Origin of the sequence: Sphingopyxis sp. (assembly GCF_025869345.1) — a bacterium.
Lineage (GTDB): Bacteria > Pseudomonadota > Alphaproteobacteria > Sphingomonadales > Sphingomonadaceae > Sphingopyxis.
Genome location: NZ_JAOZVW010000012.1, coordinates 1 through 17,632 on the forward strand (window position 1 = coordinate 1; position 17,632 = coordinate 17,632).

Sequence of the window (17,632 nt, forward strand, 5' to 3'; positions counted from 1 at the left end):
ATCGGAACAGCACAAGGCCGATGGGTGTCTCGACTTCGCTCGACACGAACGGGACGATGGGTCAGATTAAGGGCGCGGCACTCTAGCTTTGAGTTAAACACATGCGTGTCCCCGCAAAGGCGGGCCCCCATCCCCGGGGGCTCAAAATAGCACCGACCGGAGATGGGCTCCCGCCTTCGCGGGAGCACACGGCATTTTCAATCGATGATCGTGCTTCAGCGCACCCGCGCCAGCACGAACCCGTCCCAGCCCTTCGCCCCCACCGTCTGGATCGCGGTCGCGTCGAGCCGTGGATCGGCGCTTAGTCGGTCGAACAATGCGCGCGTGCCCGCAATCCGCTCGTCGCCGCTGTTCGCGTCGAGCACGCCGCCTTCGCGCACGACATTGTCGACGATGATCGTCGTGCCGCTGCGCCCGAGCCGGATCGCCTCGTCCACATAAAGCGCGTTGTTCTGCTTGTCGGCGTCGATGAAAACGAAATCGAACGGTGCGCCCGGCGCCATCGCGGCCAGGCTTTCGGCGGCCGGGCCGACGCGGATGTCGACCTTGTCGGCGACGCCCGCCCGTTCCAGATTCGCGCGCGCCACCGCCGCATGATGCGCTTCGAGTTCGAGCGTCACCAGCGCGCCGCCCGCGGGCAGCGCCCGCGCGAGCCAGATCGTCGAATAACCGCCGAGCGTCCCGACCTCGAGGATGCGCTTCGCACCCGCCATCTGCGCGAGCAGGAACAGCATCTTGCCCTGCGCCGCTGACACGTCGATCGGCGGCAGGCCCTGTGCGGCGTTATGGGCGAGCGCGGCGGCAAGCGCCTCGTCGTCGCCGAGCAATTTCCCGGCGATATAATCGTCGACGGCTTGCCAGCCGGCCGCCATCAGGCGACCGAGGCCGCGTGAATCTCGTCGATCGCGCTGCCCAGCGAGGCGTTGAACGCATCGTCGCTCATCTGGTGGCGCAGGTCTTCGAGCAAGGCGCGGCTGAAGCTCGCGATGATGCCGGGGTTCTTCGCCAGTTCGACGCAGGCTTCGGGACGCGCGAAACCGCCCGACAGCGCAACGACGCGCAGCACCTTGGGATGATCGACGAGCGGCTGGAACAGGCCCGATTCGGTAGGGAGCGACAGCTTGAGCATCACCGGCGCGCCGTCCCAGGCGTCGAGCTCGGCCAGCATCTCCTGAAGCAGCAGGCGGTCGGCGGCGTCGCGCTCCACGCTCTTGATGTTCACTTCGGGTTCGATGATCGGTATCAGGCCGTGCGCGGCGATGCGCTTCGCCTCGGCGAACTGCTGGCGCGCGATCGCCTTGATCCCCGCCGGATTGGCAAGGTTGACGACGCTGCGCATCTTGGTGCCGAACACGCCCTTCGCGACCGCGCGTTCGCACAGCGCGTCGAGGTCGGGCATCGGCTTCATGAGCTGGACGCCGTCGGCCTCGGCTTCGAGCCCCTTGTCGACCTTCAGGAAGGGAACGACACCGCGTTCCCACAGCAGCGCCGGGACCGGCTTGCCGCCCGCCTCGCCGTCCATCGTGCGCTCGAACAGGATCGCGCCGATCACCTTGTCGCCGTTGAAGCAGGGCGCGGTGACGATACGGCTGCGCATCGCGTGGATCAGGCCGAACATCTCCTCATCGTTCGCATAGGCATCTTCCTCGATGCCATAGCCCTTCAATGCCTTCGGCGTCGAACCCCCGCTCTGATCGAGTGCAGCGATGAACCCCCGTCCCGATTTGATCTGGTCGAGCATGGCGGCATTGGCGGTGGTCATAACATCTCCGGTTGGTTGCATACGTATGTTGCAGGGCGCATAGCGCTCCGGCGGGCGGGAAGCAAATGCGCGGGAAAATCAGGCCTTGAGCGCGTCCACGCCCGGCAGCGGCTTGCCTTCCATCCATTCGAGGAAGGCGCCGCCCGCGGTCGAGACGAAGGTGAAATCGCCGGCGACCCCGGCGTGATTGAGCGCCGCGACGGTATCGCCGCCGCCCGCGACCGAGATCAGCGAGCCTTCGCGGGTCAGCGCCGCGGCGGTCTTCGCCAGCGCGACCGTCGCGGTGTCGAACGGCGGCGTCTCGAACGCGCCGAGCGGGCCGTTCCATACCAGCGTGCGGCAATTCTTGAGCACGTCGGCGAGCGCTTCGACCGCGGCGGGGCCGACGTCGAGGATCATCTCGTCGGCCGCGACCTCGTGGACGTTGACGGTGCGCGTCGGCGGGTTGGGCGCAAACTCTTTCGCGACGACGACATCATAGGGAAGATGGATCGTGCAGCCCGCGGCATCGGCGGCGTCGAAGATCGCGTTGGCGGTGTCGACGAGGTCATGCTCGCACAGCGACTTGCCGACATCGACCCCGCGCGCGGCGAGAAAGGTGTTCGCCATGCCGCCGCCGATGATCAGATGATCGACCCGCCCGACGAGATTGCGGAGCACGTCGATCTTGCTCGACACTTTCGCGCCGCCGACCACCGCGGCGACCGGATGCACCGGATTGCCGAGCGCAGCATCGAGCGCGTTGAGTTCGGCCTCCATCGCGCGGCCCGCATAGGCGGGCAGCCGGTGCGCGATGCCCTCGGTCGAGCCGTGCGCGCGGTGCGCGGCGGAGAAAGCGTCGTCGACATAGAGATCGCCGACCTCGGCGAGCGCATCGGCGAAAGCGGGATCGTTCTTTTCCTCGCCCGCGTGGAAGCGCGTGTTTTCGAGCACCGCGACGTCGCCCGGCGCGAGCACCGCAACCCCCGCCTTGGCGCCCTCGCCGATGCAGTCGGGGATGAACATCACCGAATGGCCGAGCACGTCGGCGACCCCGTCGATGACGAGGCTCAGCGACTGGGTCGGGTTCTTCGCGCCCTTCGGCCGTCCGAAATGCGCGAGCAGCAGCACGATCGCGCCCTTATCGGACAGCTCGCGGATCGTTGGCATCGCCGCGCGGATGCGCGTATCGTCGGCGACCGCGCCGCCCGCCATCGGGACGTTGAGATCGACGCGGACCAGCACCTTCTTGCCGGTGACGTCGCCGATATCGTCGAGGGTCTTGAAGTTCGGCACTTTTCGTCACTCCGCTCCCGGAGTGTTCCCCCGCGAAGGCGGGGGTCCATCTCCTGCACTCTCGTCACCTGCTACCGTCATTCCATTCCGATACGGTCGGAGATGGACCCCCGCCTTCGCGGGGGAACCAGGATAGCGAATTAAAGGAACTTGGCGATCACGCCCGCGGTGTCGACCATGCGGTTCGAGAAGCCCCATTCATTGTCGTACCAGCTCAGCACGCGCACCAGCTTGCCGTCGATCACCGCCGTTTCGAGGCTGTCGATGGTCGAGCTGGCCGCATTATGGTTGAAGTCGATCGAAACCAGCGGCTCCTCGGTATAACCGAGCACACCCTTCAGCGGGCCCTCAGCCGCAGCCTTGAGCACCGCGTTGACCTCTTCCGCGGTGGTGTCGCGCGACGGCGTGAAGGTGAGGTCCACCACCGATACATTCGGGGTCGGGACGCGGATCGACGACCCGTCGAGCTTGCCCTTGAGTTCGGGCAGGACCAGGCCGACGGCCACGGCCGCGCCGGTCGAGGTCGGGATCATCGACATCGCGGCGGCGCGGGCGCGGCGCGGGTCGCTGTGGATCTGGTCGAGGATCTTCTGATCATTGGTATAGGCATGGATCGTGGTCATCAGCCCGCGCTCGATACCGATTGCCTCGTGCAGCACCTTGGCGAAGGGCGCGAGGCAGTTGGTGGTGCAGGACGCGTTCGAGATGATCAGATGATCGGCGGTGATCTGGTCGTCGTTGACGCCATAGACGACGGTCAGGTCGACTTCCTTGGCGGGAGCCGAGATCAGCACGCGCTTGGCACCGGCGTCGAGATGCTTCTGGCCACCGGCCTTGTTGGTGAAGAAGCCCGTGCATTCCATCACGATGTCGATGCCGTTCGCGGCGTGCGGCAGGGCAGCGGGATCGCGCTCTGCGGTCACCTGGATGCGCTTGCCGTTGATGATCAGGTCGTTGCCATCGACTTCGACGCTGCCATTGAACGCACCATGCACCGAGTCATGGCGGAGCAGACGGGCATTCGCCTTTGCATCGCCAAGGTCGTTGATCGACACCAGTTCAAGGTCATGGTCGGTACGCTCCAATATGGCGCGCGCCACATTGCGGCCGATGCGTCCGAAACCGTTGATTGCGACTTTCACTGCCATGTCGGGGAGTCCTTTCTGCGGAGAAGGCGGTCGGTGCTTAGTGGCCGAGGCGCGCCAGAATCTGGGGGGTGATGGCGTCGACAGTCAGGCCGAAATGCCGGTAGAGATCGTCGATCGGCGCCGATGCACCAAAGCTGTCGATGCCGAAACGAAGGCCGTCGCGGCCGGTGTAGCGTTCCCAGCCGAAGGTCGTGCCCGCCTCGATCGAGACGATCAGCGCACCCGCAGGCAGGATGTCGGCCTGATAAGCGAGGTCCTGCTCGTCGAAGAGTTCGGTCGAGACCATCGAAACGACGTCGGCGCCCTCTCCCGCCGCCTCCAGCTTGTCGGCAATTTCCATCGCGAGTGACACCTCGGAACCCGTCGCGACGAGCACCACTTTGCGCGCCGCCGCAGCATCACGCAGGCGGTAACCGCCTTTCGCGCAAAGATTTTCGGTGACGTCATGGCGCAACGGCGGCAGATTCTGGCGGGTCAGCGCGAGCAGCGACGGGCGGCTGTCCTGCGCCAGCGCGATCGCCCAGCATTCGGCGGTCTCGACCGCGTCGGCGGGGCGCATGACGAGCAGGTTCGGCATCGCGCGCAGCGATTGCAGATGCTCGATCGGCTGGTGCGTCGGGCCGTCCTCGCCGAGGCCGATGCTGTCGTGGGTCATCACATAGACGACGCGCTGGCGCTGGAGCGCCGACAGGCGGATCGCGGCGCGGCAATAATCGGCAAACACCAGGAAGGTGCCGCCATAGGGGGCGACGCCGCCGTGCAGCGCCATGCCGTTCATCGCCGCGGCCATGCCGAACTCGCGAATGCCGTAATAGACATAGCGGCCCGAATAATCGCTTTTCGTCAGCGGTTTGGTCGACGATGTTTTGGTATTGTTGGAACCCGTCAGGTCGGCGCTGCCGCCGACCAGCGCGGCGATGTCGGCGGTGAGCGCGCCCAACGCATTTTCCGACGCCTTGCGCGTCGCCACCTTCGGCGGCTCGGCGACGAGGCCGTCGAGATAGGTTTTGAACGCCTCACCCGGAACGAGCTTGCCGCTCAGCCGGCCCTCGAAATCACTTTTCTTTTCGTTACTTGCAAGACGATCATTCCATTCGGCGTGAAGTGCGCTGCCCTTCTCCCCGAACGCTTTCCACGCATCGGCGACGTCGGCGGGAATGACGAAGGGTTCGGCGGTCCAGCCAAGCGTCGCGCGCGCCGCGGCGACTTCGTCGGCGCCGAGCGGCGAGCCGTGGGTCGCCGACGTGCCCTGCTTGTTCGGCGCGCCGAAACCGATCAGCGTCTTGCACGCGATCAGCGACGGCCGGCTCGCGGCGAGCGCACCGTCGATCGCGCGCCGGATGTCGGCGGGATCGTGGCCGTCACAGCTATCGACGTGCCAGCCGGTCGCGGCATAGCGCGCCCGCACATCCTCGCTCGTCGACAGGTCGGTCGATCCGTCGATGGTGATCTTGTTGTCATCCCACAGCACGATCAGGCGGCCGAGCTGCAAATGCCCGGCGAGGCCGATGGCTTCGTGATTAATGCCTTCCATCAGGCAGCCGTCGCCGGCGATCACCCAGGTGCGGTGGTCGACCAGATCGTCGCCATAGATCGCATTGAGGTGCCGTTCGGCGATCGCCATGCCCACCGCGGTCGCAAGGCCCTGCCCCAGCGGCCCGGTCGTCGTCTCGATGCCCGGAAGCTCGAAATTCTCGGGGTGCCCGGCGCACGGGCTGCTGAGCTGGCGGAAATTGCGGATGTCTTCCATTGTCGGCCGCGCATAGCCCGCGAGATGCAGCGTCGCATAAGCGAGCATCGAGCCGTGCCCCGCCGACAGGACGAATCGGTCGCGATCGGCCCATTTCGGGTCCGAAGGGTCGAATTTCAGATAGTCCGAATAGAGGACGGTGGCGACGTCGGCCATGCCCATGGGCATCCCCGGATGGCCGCTGTTCGCGGCCTGGACGGCGTCCATCGCAAGCGCGCGAATGGCGTTGGCGAGTTGACGTTCGGGCAGTGTCATTTGTCCCCCGGAAAAGGATGTGAAGATGGCCGGATTCGGTGGGGACAGCCCTTCGCGATGGCGGACGCAGGAGTCAACCGCCGCAGCGCAAAATAGCGGCAATTTCGGCGCGGAGAGGCGATTGCACCCCATCCCCGGCGCTGCTAACCCATGGACATGGAACTCGACCTTGACGAATCCAGCCTGGCCATCGGCCGCATCGAACGGGCGCTGAGCCGGATCGAGACGGCGCTGACCGAACGGGCGAATCGCCCCGCGGCCAAGGTGCCACCCTCCGATTCCGGCGACCAATCTGCGCTCAAGGCCGAGGTAGCCGCGGTGATCGGCGAACTCGACCGGCTGATTTCGGAGGCGAAAAATGGCTGACGTCAAGCTGGGCATCGCCGGACGCACCTATGACGTCCACTGCGCCGACGGCCAGGAACCGCAGCTTCTGAACCTGGCGGCCGTGGTGGATGAAAAGGTGCGCGCGATGCCGGGCGGGACCGAAGTCCGCCAATTGCTCTTCGCGGCGCTGATGCTCGCCGACGAAGCGCAGGAAGCCAAGGGCAAGGCTGCCAAGGCCGAACCGCAGTCCGATTCGCTCCGCGCCGCGGTGGCGCTCGCCGAAAGTCGCGAAGCGCAGGCGCGCGACGAACTGAAGGCCGCGCGCGCCGAGCTCGATGCGCTCAAGAAGGCGCCGCCCTCGAACCCGGCGCCCCCAAACCCGGCGAGCGCCAAGCCGTCGCACGACCGCGCGCTGCTCCAGATCGCCGACCGGATCGAGACGCTGGCGACGCGGATCGAGCAATTACCCTGATACGGTCCTCCCGTTTTTGAAAAGCCGCGTGCTCCCGCGAAGGCGGGAGCCCATCTCCGGTCCGCGCCAGTTTGAACCAGCCAGAGATGGGTCCCCGCCTTCGCGGGGACACAATGATGGAGGAAGGTGCAGCCTATTTCCGGCAACACGAAGCTGCGATCGCCATAACCCTTGAGCGGACGCCTCCCTCCCCCTACATAGGGGGCGGCGGGTACTGCCCGGTACGAGCTTTTGCGAAAATCCCTGAGGCGATACATCATCCTAGGGGGCTGTCCCTGCCCGGACCCTGGTCCGACGTATATGGTCCCCACCTGACGTTACTGGCGTCAGAGGATCTTCCAGCAAACGACCTACGGTGGTCCCGCCACCCGCCATCACGTTTCAGAGGAGCGGAAACGCCATGCTTTCCGACAGCCTCGCCCAGCAGAAGCAGAAACTCCGCGCGAAGCTGCGCTTCCGCCGCCGGCATTTCGCCGCCAATCTGGACCCTATGGCGCGGCTGGCGGCATTTCGCGCCCTGCCCGCGCCGCTTGCCGATCTCGTCGCGGCGTCCGGGCCCGTGGCCGCTTATGCCGCCTCGGGCTCCGAACCCGACATATTACCGATGTTGACAGAGACAACATTGGCGCTTCCCCACCATGACGGGCGCGTCGAAACGATGGATTTCCGCCGCTGGCGGCCCGGCGACCCGCTCGTCAAAGGCCCATGGGGAACGCCGCAACCCGCCGACGACGCCGAGTATCTGCTTCCCGGCCTGATCCTCTGCCCGCTCGTCGGCTTCGACCGCCATGGGGGGCGCCTCGGCCAAGGCGGCGGGCATTACGACCGCTTTTTCGCGGCCTGTCCCGATATCGTGCGGATCGGAATCGCCTGGTCGGTGCAGGAAGTTGACACTGTTCCCATCGAGCCGACCGACGCGCGGCTCGACGCCATTCTCACCGAACAGGAATATATCGTGACCGGAGACCGACTGTGAGCCAGCTACCCGCCGACCCGCCGCCTAGCTGGCGCAAGCCCGCGGGCATTTTCCTGATCCTGCTGCTGATCGCGCTGTGGGCGACGCTGATCGTGGCGCTGTCGCCATGGGTCGGCACCTGGCCGATGCTCGTCCAGGCGCTCTTCTACCTCGTCGCGGGGATCGTCTGGGTGCTGCCGCTGAAGCCGCTGCTGCGCTGGATGGAACTGGGGCGGTGGCGCGGCTGAAGCGCCGCGCCGACCCCGTCGAACTCTGGTTTTGATGGTCCCAAGCTGCGGTGGCCATTTCGCCCGAAAAGGGCAGGAAATGGCGCGAGTGACGGGGCTCGAACCCGCGACCTCCGGCGTGACAGGCCGGCACTCTAACCAACTGAGCTACACCCGCGTGTGCTTGGGAGCAGCGCCAATATGCGCCGCGCTCCGGCCTGTCAACCGTCGCCATCGCCCTTTGTGCGATTTAATCGCTCGCGCATCTCGTCGGTCGTCGTCAGCGTGCCGCGCTCGAACAGGAAACCCGCAAGATCCGGGGTTCCGGTCGAGTGGAGAACGGTCTGCAGGATCAGCAGAAGCGGCACCGCGAGCAGCGCGCCGGGCGTTCCCCACACCCAGCCCCAAAAGCTCAGCGAGACGAGAATCAGCAGCGGATTGATCGTCAGCCGCCGTCCGAGCACCAGCGGCGTGACGAGATTCGCCTCGACCAGATGCACGCCGATGAAGATCAGCGCGGGCAGCAGCGCGAAACCCACCGCGTCGAAGGTCATCAGCCCGCCGAGCCCGAGCAGCACCGCGGCGACGATCGGCCCTAGATAGGGCACGAAATTGCACAGAGACACGATCCCGCCCCACATGAAGGGCGACGGCATCCCGAGCGCCCAGAGCAGCAGCGAGACGATGAGCCCCAGGATCGCGTTGATCATCGTGATTGTCGCCAGATAGTCGGCGGTCGCGTCGACAACGTTCTGGATCACCCGCGCGGTCTGCATCGCGCCGTCGAAGCTGCCGCGGCGGCGGATCGTCCCACGCCGGAGCCGCGTCCAGCCGGCGAGGAAGAAGAAGATGACGAGCACCGCGAAGAAAAGCTGGATCGCCGCCGCCGGCGCCGCCGAAATGAAATAATCGACCACCGATGACGGCGCCTGCGCCGCGACCGCCTGCGCCGTCGCCTCGGTCCCGCTTGCCACGGACATCAAGGTTCTATCCACAAAACGCTGAAAACTGGCATAAAAATCTATAAGCGGGGCCAGATTGCTCTGGATACGCGGGATCGATTCGGGAATCCGCGCGAACCAGCCGGTCGCGGGCACGACGATGATCGCCAGCGCCGCATTGACCAGCATCAGGAACGCCGCGAGCGACAGGAAAGCCGCCAGCCCCGACGGCACGCCGCGCCGCTCGAGCCATTCGAGGAGCGGCACAAGCGCGATCGAGATGACGATCGCCGCGGTCAGCGGCAGGAAGAACTCCGCGCCCGCCTGCAAGGCGAAGGGCAAGGCGAGGCAGAAAGCCGCGCCGACGATCAGCGCCAGCGCCGCGAGCAGCCGGTCGCGGCGGAAATCGTCGATTTCGATCTGATGCAGGGGACCGGAGCGCGCCGGTCGCGTGTCCTTGCTCCCCCTGTCCTCGGTCACGACGTCTGACTCCCACCTAACCGCTTCATCCTACGCGAGCTTTCCGCGCCGCGCCAGCCGTGCCGGATTCGCGCGCGGATTATTCCGCGTGTCCCGATATGGGCCAAAACCCCATTTTCTATCGGTATTTTAACCAGAAATTTTTCTTTTTCCGCGATGGCGAATTCCAAGGACCAGCTTTGGAGTCAAAATCATGGTGAAAGCGCCTGTGGGGGGCGCGAAGCATCATCCGCTTCTTCTTCCCTCCTGTTCAATCCTCGCGCTCGTCGCGACATGCGTCGTGCCAACCGCGGCGCACGCCGCGGGCACGCTCGCCGGCACGACGATCAGCAACACCGCGAGCGCCAGCTTCGATAATGGCGGCGGCACGCAGACGATCGATTCGAACCGCGTCGACCTGAAAATCGACGAACTGCTCGACGTCACCGTCGCCGGCAACGCCACCGACGTGCCGACGACGCCGGGGGCGACGAACCAGGTTCTGACCTATCGCGTCACCAACACCGGCAACGGCCCCGAAGCCTTCGCGCTCAGCACGATCGCCAACGTCGGCGGCGACAATTACGATCCCGCCGTCACGCAGATCTTCATCGACGCCAACGGCAACGGCACCTGGGACCCGGCCGATACGCTGTATGTGGCGGGATCGGAAACGCCGCTTCAGCCCGACACCGCGATGACCGTGTTCGTGCTCGCGACGACCCCGGCATCCGCCGCCGACGGCAACCGCGGGGTCGTCACGCTCGTCGCCGCGGCGAAGACCGGCACCGGCGCGCCCGGCACCAGCTTCGCGGGCAAGGGCGAAGGCGGCGGCGATGCGATCGCCGGCGCGACCGGCGCCGACGGGCAGGACAATGGCGCCTACAAGGTATCGGCGGCGACCGTGACGCTCGTCAAATCGGCGGTGATCGCCGATCCGTTCGGCGGCAGCGAGCCCGTTCCGGGCGCCACCATCACCTATACGATCACCGCGACTGTCGCCGGATCGGGCTCGGTGAACGGCCTTGCGATCACCGACAATGTGCCCGCGGACACCGCCTATGTCGCCAATTCGATCAAGCTCGGCGCCACGGCGCTGACCGACGCGGCCGATGCCGACGCAGGCGATTACGACGGCACGCGGATCCGCGTCCAGCTCGGCACCGTCGCGGGCGGCCAGACCCGCGCCGTTACCTTCAAGACCAAGATCAAATGATGGAGATGCGTATGCGTATCGCTCTTATTCTTCTGTCGGCCGCTCTTGCGCCTGCTCCGGCGCTTGCGGCAAACCAGGTCGCGCTCGACAACAGCGTGTTCGTCGAACGGGTGACCACCGACGCCAGCGGCAAGCAGCGGGTGCGGCTAGAGGAACCGAAGATCGTCGTTCCCGGCGACCGGCTGGTCTTCGTGCTCAACTATCGCAACGCCGGCGCGCAGGCCGCCGACCGCTTCGTGGTTACCAATCCGATGCCACCCGCGGTTCGCTTCGCCGATGCGGGCGACACGCGGCCGATCGTCTCGGTCGATGGCGGTCAGAGCTGGGGCACGCTCGACACGCTAACCGTTCCGCTCGCCGACGGCACCCGCCGCCCGGCGCAGCCCGCTGACGTCACGCACATCCGCTGGGCGTTCCAGAAGCCGATCCCGGCCGGGGGCGCGGGGAAGCTCATGTTCAGGGGAATCGTCAAATAACGGCGTGATCAAAACCGCTTAACGGTTGCCGGCGGTGGGGAATTTGGCAGCCAATCAAGCCTGGGGATTCAGCTATGACCAGCAAGCTGATTTACTGGGGGACCATCGGTGTGGCAGCGGCGTCCGTCGCTGCCGCAAGCCCCGCCTATGCGGGCGGGACGACCGCGGGAACCTCGATCACCAATACCGCCACCGTCGATTATAAGGTCGGCGGCGTTTCGCAAGGTCAGGAGAGCGCGTCGAACAGTTTCACCGTCGACCGCAAGATCAACCTGCTCGTCGAAGAGGTGGGGACCGTCACGACCAACGTCGTGCCGGGACAGAGCAATGCCGTCACGACCTTCCAGCTCACCAACAGCTCGAACGAAATACTCGACTTCGCGCTGGCGGCGACGCAGATCACTGGCGGCACCGCCTCGCACGGCGGCACCGACACGTTCGATGCGACCAATATCCGCATCTATCGTGACAATACGGCGAGCGGCACGGTCGGCGACTGGGACGCAGGCGACGCGCTCGTCACCTATATCGACGAGCTCGCGGTCGACACGCCGATCCGCCTGTTCGTCGTCGCCGACATTCCGGCGGGGCTCACCAACAATGCCGTTGCCGGGGTGACGCTGCGCGCCACCGCGCGCGAAGGCGGCACGGCGGGCACACAGGGCCTGGCGATCACCGAGACGACCGGCGCGAACACCGCGGGCAAGGATACCGTCTTTGCCGACATCGCGGGGGTTGCGGGCGACACGCCGCGCGACGGATCGCACAGCGACAACGACGACTATACCGTCCAGACGGCGACGCTCGCGGTCACCAAGACCAGCCGCGTCATCTCGGACCCGTTCAACAATACGAGCAATCCGAAGCTGATTCCGGGCGCCGTCGTCGAATATTGCATCGCGGTCGCCAACAGCGGCAGCGCCGACGCGACCTCGGTGGTCATCAACGACCCGGTTCCGGGCCAATTGACCTTCGTCACCAGCTCGATCCTGCTGAACGGCACGGTCACCGGCGGCACCTGCAACGCCAATGGCGTCGCGGGCGGCAGCTATACGAACCCGAACGTGTCGGGGACGATCGCGACCGTCGCGGCGGGCGACACGCGCACGCTCGTATTTCGGGCCACGGTCAACTGACCGGACGGAATGACGGGGCAGCGGGAATAGGCGAATCGCCTGCTTCCCGCTGCCCTTTCGGGACCAGCGATGCCATTCCGCCAAACCTGTATGTCCTTCGTGGCCGCTCTGGCCGCGGCAGCCACGCTGCCTGCGGCCCCCGCGCACGCGCAGGTGATTTCCAATACCGCATCGGCCCAGTGGTCGGATAACGGCCAGCCCGGCCAGATATTGTCGAACCGCGTTGACGTGACCGTCCGCGCCCGTCCGCCCGAACAGCCGGTGATCAAGACCTATCGCCTCGTCGGGAGCGGCGGCAACAAGACCGCGCCGCTCGTTCCGACCCGCTGCGCCGCCGCCAATCCGGGCGTGCGCGCCGCCGCCGGCGGCCTGATACAGCTCGCCGGCGCCTATGCCGGCATTTCGACCGCCCCCGCCTCGCTCCAGAGCAGCGACGCGTTTCGCGCCGGCGAAGTGCTGGTGGTCGGCATCGCGCTCGCCTCGGCGAACGTCGATCCGAATGCGATCGACACGCTGCCGGTGGTGCTCGATCTCGCGAACGGCGACAGCGAGCGCATCACCCTCACCGAAACCGCCGCGAACAGCGGAGAGTTTGCGGGCTTCATCAATACGGTCGGGGTTCCGCCCGCCGTCGTCGCGGGCGATTGCCGCCTGTCGGTCGATCCGGGGTCGCCGATCCAGCTTCGCGTCACCGAACAGGCCAATGCCAGCCTCGTCGCGACGGCGACGATCGACTTTCTTGTCGATCCCTTCGGCATGGTCTTCGACAGCGGCGACGGCTCAGCGGTTCCGGGCAGCCGCGTGACGCTGATCGATGCCGCGACCGGCCAGCCGGCGCAGGTGTTCGGCGATGACGGCACCTCGGCCTATCCCGCGACGATCGTCACCGGGCAGGACGTCGCCGACGCGAGCGGGCGGGTCTACAGCTTCCCGGCCGGCGACTATCGCTTTCCCTTCGTCGCGCCCGGCTCCTATCGTCTGATCGTCGAACCGCCCGCGCCCTATAGCGCGCCGTCGAAATCGAGCGCCGCCGATCTCGCGGGCCTGCGCCGCCCCGACGACGGCCAGCCCCTCACCATCACCGACGCCAGCTATAGCCGCGTCTTCACGCTCGACAGCCCCGCGCCGGTGCGCGTCGACATTCCGGTCGACCAGCCCGGCCTGCCGCTCGTGCTGCGCAAGACCACCTCCACGCAGACTGCGGTTCCGGGCGACGTCGTGCAATATCGCATCGACGTCGCGAACCGCGACGCCCGCCGCTCGACCGGCGCGGTGACGGTCAGCGACACGCTGCCCGCCGGGATGCGCCTGCGCGCCGACACGGTGCGCGCGGACGGCACGCGCGTCGAGGCCGCCGTCAACGCGAACGGCCGCGATTTCACCGTCGCCCTGCCCGCGATCGCGCCCGCGGGCAGCGTGCTGCTCACCTATGTCGCCGAAGTCACCGTGTCGGCGCAGCCCGGCAGCGCGCTCAACCGCGCCTCGGCCGCCGACAATCGCGGGACAGAGAGCAATGTCGCCGAGGCGACGATCGCGATCAAGCGCGACCAGCTCGGCGACCGCATGACGATCATCGGCCGCATCACCGACGGCGGCTGCGCGGTGAACCCCGGCAAGGCGCCGGGCATCGCAGGCGTCCGCGTGATGCTGCAGGACGGCAGCTACACCGTCACCGACGAGGGCGGCCGCTATCATTTCGAGGGCGTCCGCCCCGGCCTGCACGTCGTGCAGATCGATCCCTCGACGCTGCCGCTCGACCGCGAAGCCGTGGACTGCACGCGCTCGACCGCGAGCGCGGGCAGCGCGATCTCGCGCTTCGTCGAGGGGCGCGGCGGCTCGCTGAAGCGCGCCGACTTCCGCGCCGCTACTGCTGCCCCGCGCACCGCGCCGGGCAAGAAGCAATTCGTCGCGCCCAAACCGATGAGCGACCCCGACGCCGCCGGCGCGCACCGCGACTGGCTCGCCGGGCAGGCACCGGGCATCGGCTGGCTCTTTCCGGCCAGCGACCATAATCCGCGCACCAAGGCGATCCGCGCCGCGATCAAGCACGCGCCGGGCCAGAAAGTGTCGCTGACGATCAACGGCAAGCCCGTCGACGCGCTGACCTTCGAGGGGGTGAGCAAGTCGGCCGACGGGCTGGTCGCGGTCAGCCTGTGGCGCGGGATCGAGATTCGCGAGGGCGACAACCGCCTTGCCGCAACGGTGACCGACGCCAATGGCGCGGTCGTCGAAACGCTCGAACGCGGCGTCCATTATGCGATCACCCCGATGCGCGCGACATTGATCCGCGAAAAGTCGGTGCTGGTCGCCGACGGCGTCACCCGCCCGGTGATCGCGGTGCGGCTGACCGATCGCGACGGCAAGCCGATCCGGTCGGGCCTGACCGGCGATTTCAGCGTCCCCGCCCCCTATTATCCCGCCGTCGAGGCCGACGCGCAGCAGGCGCGCCAGCTTTCGGGCCTCGAACGCGCGCAGCCGGTATGGCGCATCGATGGCGACGACGGCATCGCATATATCGAGCTCGAGCCGACGACCGCATCGGGCACGCTGACGATGGATTTCGCCTTCCGTGACGACAAGGTCGAGCGCAAGCAGACGATCGAGACCTGGCTCGATCCGGGCGACCGCCCGTGGACCGTCGTCGGCTTCGCCGCGGGCACGATCGGCTACAACACGCTCGACGACCGCATGGAGCCGGTCGCCGAGACGCTGGACGACCTCAACGCCGACGCGCGCCTCGCGCTCTATGCCAAGGGCCGCATCCAGGGCAAATGGCTGATGACGCTGGCCTATGACAGCGACAAGGATCAGGACGACGCGCGCTTCGGCGGGGTGATCGACCCGCGCGCCTATTACACCATCTACGCCGACCGGGGCGAGACGCGCTATGACGCCGCGTCGGTGCGCAAACTCTATCTGCGCCTCGAACGCCCGCAATTCTATGCGATGTTCGGCGACATCGAGACGGGAATTTCGGAGCCGGAGCTTGCCCGCTACCAGCGCGCGCTGAACGGCGGCAAGGCCGAGTATCGCGGCCGCAACATCGCCGCGACCGCCTTCGCCGCCGACACCCCCTACCGCTTCCGCCGCGACGAGATTCAGGGCAACGGCCTGACCGGCCCCTATCAGCTCGGCGCGCGCGACATATTGCCGAACAGCGAGCGCATCGTCATCGAGACGCGCGACCGGCTGCACAGCGAGCGGATCGTGAACAGCATCACGCTGACCCGCAACATCGATTACGACATCGACTATCTGGCGGGCACGCTGCGTTTCCGCGCCCCGGTGCTCAGCCGCTCGTCGGACCTCGACCCGCAGTTCATCGTCGCCGAATATGAGGTCGATGGGGTCGGCGAGCGCGTTCTCAATGCGGGCGGCCGCGTCAGCTATCGATCGACCGACGAAAAACTGCGCGTCGGCGCGACCTTCATCCACGACGAGGACAATAGCGCCAAGACCGACCTCGGCGGCGTCGATGCGCGCTACCGCCCGAATGTCGATACCGAAGTGCGCGCCGAATATGCGGTGAGCGACGCCAAGGCGAGGAACGGCGGCGCGGCCGCGGGCACCGCCAGGGCGTGGCTGATCGAGGCCGAGCATCATAGCCGCAGCATGGACGTCCTCGCCTATGTCCGGACACGCGAAGCGGGCTTCGGCACCGGCCAGCTCAACAGCGGCGAGGACGGCACGCGCAAATTCGGCTTCGACGCGCGCGTGAAAGCGACGCGCAGCCTGTCGCTGACCGGAAGCGCGTGGCAGGAGGATTATCTGAACGTCGACGCCCGCCGCCGCGCCGCGAAGGCGCTGGTCGAATATGACAATGGCACCACCGTGCTGCGCGCGGGCCTGACCCATGCCGACGACCGCCTCTCCGACGGGTCGCGCAACACCTCCGACATCGTCCAGCTCGGAGCGACGCAGCGATTGTTCGACAAGAAGCTCGAGCTCGACGCGCAGACCGAATTCGCGCTCGGCGGCGATGACGCCAGCGTCGATTTTCCGACCCGCCATCGCATCGGCGCACGCTATGCGGTGACTCGCGACGTCAATCTGGTCGGCAGCTACGAGATCGCCGACGGCGACACCGTCAAGGCGCGCACCGCCCGCCTCGGCTTCGACCTCGCCCCCTGGGCCGGGGCGCGGCTGCTCGCGACCGCGAACCAGCAGGAGATCGGCGAATATGGCCCGCGCAGCTTCGCCGCCTATGGCCTATCGCAGTCGCTGAAGCTCGGCGAGCGCTGGTCGGTCGATCTGTCGGTCGACGGCAACCGCACCCTCGGCGGCATTCGCGCGAAGGACGTGCTCAACGCCGCGCAGCCGGTCGCGTCGGGCGGCTTCCTCGGCGACAACGGCACGCTGACCGAGGATTTCCTCGCGATCAGCGCGGGCGCGACATACCGCACATCGCGCTGGACGCTGACCGGCCGCGCCGAATATCGCGACGGCGAGCTTGCCAACCGTTATGGCCTGACGCTTGGCGCCCTGCGCCAGCTCGGCGAAGGCCAGGCGCTCGGCGCGCTCTTCTCCTATGCGAAGGCGAGCGGCAGCGGCACGACCCCCACGACCGAAGTCATCAGCTTCGAGGCGAGCTGGGCGCACCGCCCCGCCGATTCGCAGCTTTCGTGGCTCAACAAGAGCGAGTTCCGCTCAGACAAGGTGCGCGGCGCGGTCGCGGGTCAGGCCGGGCCGGTCGGCGACGCCGCGCTGACGATCGACGGCGACGCGACGAGCCGCCGCCTGCTCAACAGCCTGTCGGTGAACTGGACCCCGCTCAAAGGGCGCGGAGGCGAATGGACCGAACGCGCCGAGATCGGCTTCTTTTGGGGTACCCGCTACAGCTTCGACCGCTTCGGCGAGGACGACGTAAAGGGCTGGTCGAACCTGCTCGGCGCCGATTTCCGCTTCAATCTCGGCGAGCATGTCGATGTCGGCGCCTCGGGCACCGCGCGGATCGGCACCGGCGGCGACACCATCGCCTGGGCCGCGGGCCCGACGCTGACGCTGGCGCCGATGAAGAATGCCAACCTCACCTTGGGCTATAATTTCGCGGGCTTCCACGACCGCGATTTCGAGGACGCACGCTTCTCGCGCTCGGGCGCCTATGTGACGTTCCGGCTGAAGTTCGACCAGACGAGCTTTGCGGGGCTGGGGCTCTAAAGTCCTACTCTTCGTCACCCCGGACTTGATCCGGGGTCCCGCTCAGCAACGGCGTAAAGCGGGACCCCGGATCAAG

Annotated in this window: 14 protein-coding genes and 1 tRNA gene; 8 read left to right on the forward strand and 7 right to left on the reverse strand. The window is 66.9% G+C overall.

The window, feature by feature from the left end:
• Positions 1-215: 215 nt before the first annotated feature.
• The 5 genes from OJI97_RS00955 to tkt all read right to left on the reverse strand — a co-directional run bounded on the left by OJI97_RS00955 (position 216) and on the right by tkt (position 6,190).
• The gene (locus tag OJI97_RS00955) at positions 216-872 is read right to left on the reverse strand and encodes an O-methyltransferase (protein ID WP_297660011.1); all 657 of its coding nucleotides are present in this window, start codon (positions 870-872) and stop codon (positions 216-218) included.
• Entirely contained in the window at positions 872-1,741 is an 870-nt protein-coding gene (locus OJI97_RS00960; RefSeq protein WP_297660040.1) for a fructose bisphosphate aldolase, read from the reverse strand. The genes OJI97_RS00955 and OJI97_RS00960 overlap by 1 nt, the downstream gene beginning before the upstream one ends.
• Positions 1,742-1,840: 99 nt before the next feature.
• Entirely contained in the window at positions 1,841-3,037 is a 1,197-nt protein-coding gene (gene pgk / locus OJI97_RS00965) for a phosphoglycerate kinase (protein WP_297660014.1), read from the reverse strand.
• Between the two features lie 140 nt (positions 3,038-3,177).
• The gene (gene gap, locus OJI97_RS00970; protein ID WP_297660016.1) at positions 3,178-4,185 is read right to left on the reverse strand and encodes a type I glyceraldehyde-3-phosphate dehydrogenase; all 1,008 of its coding nucleotides are present in this window, start codon (positions 4,183-4,185) and stop codon (positions 3,178-3,180) included.
• Positions 4,186-4,222: 37 nt separating this feature from the next.
• On the reverse strand, positions 4,223-6,190 hold the full coding sequence (tkt, locus tag OJI97_RS00975; RefSeq protein WP_297660018.1) for a transketolase: 1,968 nt from the start codon (positions 6,188-6,190) through the stop codon (positions 4,223-4,225).
• 150 nt (positions 6,191-6,340) lie between these two features.
• Between tkt and OJI97_RS00980 the strand changes: the two genes are divergently transcribed.
• From OJI97_RS00980 to OJI97_RS00995, 4 genes are all read left to right on the forward strand, one after another.
• A complete protein-coding gene (locus tag OJI97_RS00980) occupies positions 6,341-6,556 on the forward strand; it encodes a hypothetical protein (protein ID WP_297660020.1) in 216 nt (71 codons plus the stop codon).
• Entirely contained in the window at positions 6,549-6,989 is a 441-nt protein-coding gene (locus OJI97_RS00985; RefSeq protein WP_297660022.1) for a cell division protein ZapA, read from the forward strand. The genes OJI97_RS00980 and OJI97_RS00985 overlap by 8 nt, the downstream gene beginning before the upstream one ends.
• 400 nt (positions 6,990-7,389) lie before the next feature.
• Positions 7,390-7,965, forward strand: coding sequence for a 5-formyltetrahydrofolate cyclo-ligase (locus tag OJI97_RS00990; RefSeq protein WP_297660025.1), 576 nt, complete (start codon positions 7,390-7,392; stop codon positions 7,963-7,965).
• Positions 7,962-8,192: a DUF2842 domain-containing protein gene (locus OJI97_RS00995; protein WP_297660028.1), complete on the forward strand. Its 231-nt coding sequence runs from the start codon at positions 7,962-7,964 to the stop codon at positions 8,190-8,192. The genes OJI97_RS00990 and OJI97_RS00995 overlap by 4 nt, the downstream gene beginning before the upstream one ends.
• An 80-nt stretch (positions 8,193-8,272) precedes the next feature.
• Here OJI97_RS00995 and OJI97_RS01000 read toward each other — a convergent pair.
• Together OJI97_RS01000 and OJI97_RS01005 are read right to left on the reverse strand one after the other, a co-directional pair.
• Positions 8,273-8,349: transfer RNA gene (locus OJI97_RS01000), tRNA-Asp, on the reverse strand.
• Between the two features lie 43 nt (positions 8,350-8,392).
• Positions 8,393-9,592 carry an AI-2E family transporter gene (locus tag OJI97_RS01005; RefSeq protein ID WP_297660031.1) on the reverse strand — a complete coding sequence of 400 codons (1,200 nt, stop codon included), beginning with the start codon at positions 9,590-9,592 and terminating at the stop codon, positions 8,393-8,395.
• A 193-nt stretch (positions 9,593-9,785) separates the two neighbouring features.
• On the opposite strand from OJI97_RS01005, the gene OJI97_RS01010 reads away from it, so the two are divergent.
• The 4 genes from OJI97_RS01010 to OJI97_RS01025 all read left to right on the forward strand — a co-directional run bounded on the left by OJI97_RS01010 (position 9,786) and on the right by OJI97_RS01025 (position 17,556).
• On the forward strand, positions 9,786-10,787 hold the full coding sequence (locus tag OJI97_RS01010) for a hypothetical protein (RefSeq protein ID WP_297660033.1): 1,002 nt from the start codon (positions 9,786-9,788) through the stop codon (positions 10,785-10,787).
• Between the two features lie 11 nt (positions 10,788-10,798).
• On the forward strand, positions 10,799-11,263 hold the full coding sequence (locus OJI97_RS01015; protein WP_297660035.1) for a hypothetical protein: 465 nt from the start codon (positions 10,799-10,801) through the stop codon (positions 11,261-11,263).
• Positions 11,264-11,337: 74 nt separating this feature from the next.
• Positions 11,338-12,399: a hypothetical protein gene (locus tag OJI97_RS01020; RefSeq protein ID WP_297660036.1), complete on the forward strand. Its 1,062-nt coding sequence runs from the start codon at positions 11,338-11,340 to the stop codon at positions 12,397-12,399.
• Between the two features lie 90 nt (positions 12,400-12,489).
• Positions 12,490-17,556, forward strand: a complete 5,067-nt coding sequence (locus OJI97_RS01025) for a hypothetical protein (RefSeq protein ID WP_297660038.1) — start codon at positions 12,490-12,492, stop codon at positions 17,554-17,556.
• The last annotated feature ends 76 nt before the right edge of the window (positions 17,557-17,632 follow it).

Coding starts and splice junctions, on each gene's coding strand:
- OJI97_RS00955 (WP_297660011.1), bottom strand. CDS start 872: ATGGCGGCCGGCTGGCAAGCCGTCGACGATTATATCGCCGGGAAATTG.
- OJI97_RS00960 (WP_297660040.1), bottom strand. CDS start 1,741: ATGCTCGACCAGATCAAATCGGGACGGGGGTTCATCGCTGCACTCGAT.
- gap (WP_297660016.1), bottom strand. CDS start 4,185: ATGGCAGTGAAAGTCGCAATCAACGGTTTCGGACGCATCGGCCGCAAT.
- tkt (WP_297660018.1), bottom strand. CDS start 6,190: ATGACACTGCCCGAACGTCAACTCGCCAACGCCATTCGCGCGCTTGCG.
- OJI97_RS00980 (WP_297660020.1), top strand. CDS start 6,341: ATGGACATGGAACTCGACCTTGACGAATCCAGCCTGGCCATCGGCCGC.
- OJI97_RS00985 (WP_297660022.1), top strand. CDS start 6,549: ATGGCTGACGTCAAGCTGGGCATCGCCGGACGCACCTATGACGTCCAC.
- OJI97_RS00990 (WP_297660025.1), top strand. CDS start 7,390: ATGCTTTCCGACAGCCTCGCCCAGCAGAAGCAGAAACTCCGCGCGAAG.
- OJI97_RS01010 (WP_297660033.1), top strand. CDS start 9,786: ATGGTGAAAGCGCCTGTGGGGGGCGCGAAGCATCATCCGCTTCTTCTT.
- OJI97_RS01015 (WP_297660035.1), top strand. CDS start 10,799: ATGCGTATCGCTCTTATTCTTCTGTCGGCCGCTCTTGCGCCTGCTCCG.
- OJI97_RS01020 (WP_297660036.1), top strand. CDS start 11,338: ATGACCAGCAAGCTGATTTACTGGGGGACCATCGGTGTGGCAGCGGCG.
- OJI97_RS01025 (WP_297660038.1), top strand. CDS start 12,490: ATGTCCTTCGTGGCCGCTCTGGCCGCGGCAGCCACGCTGCCTGCGGCC.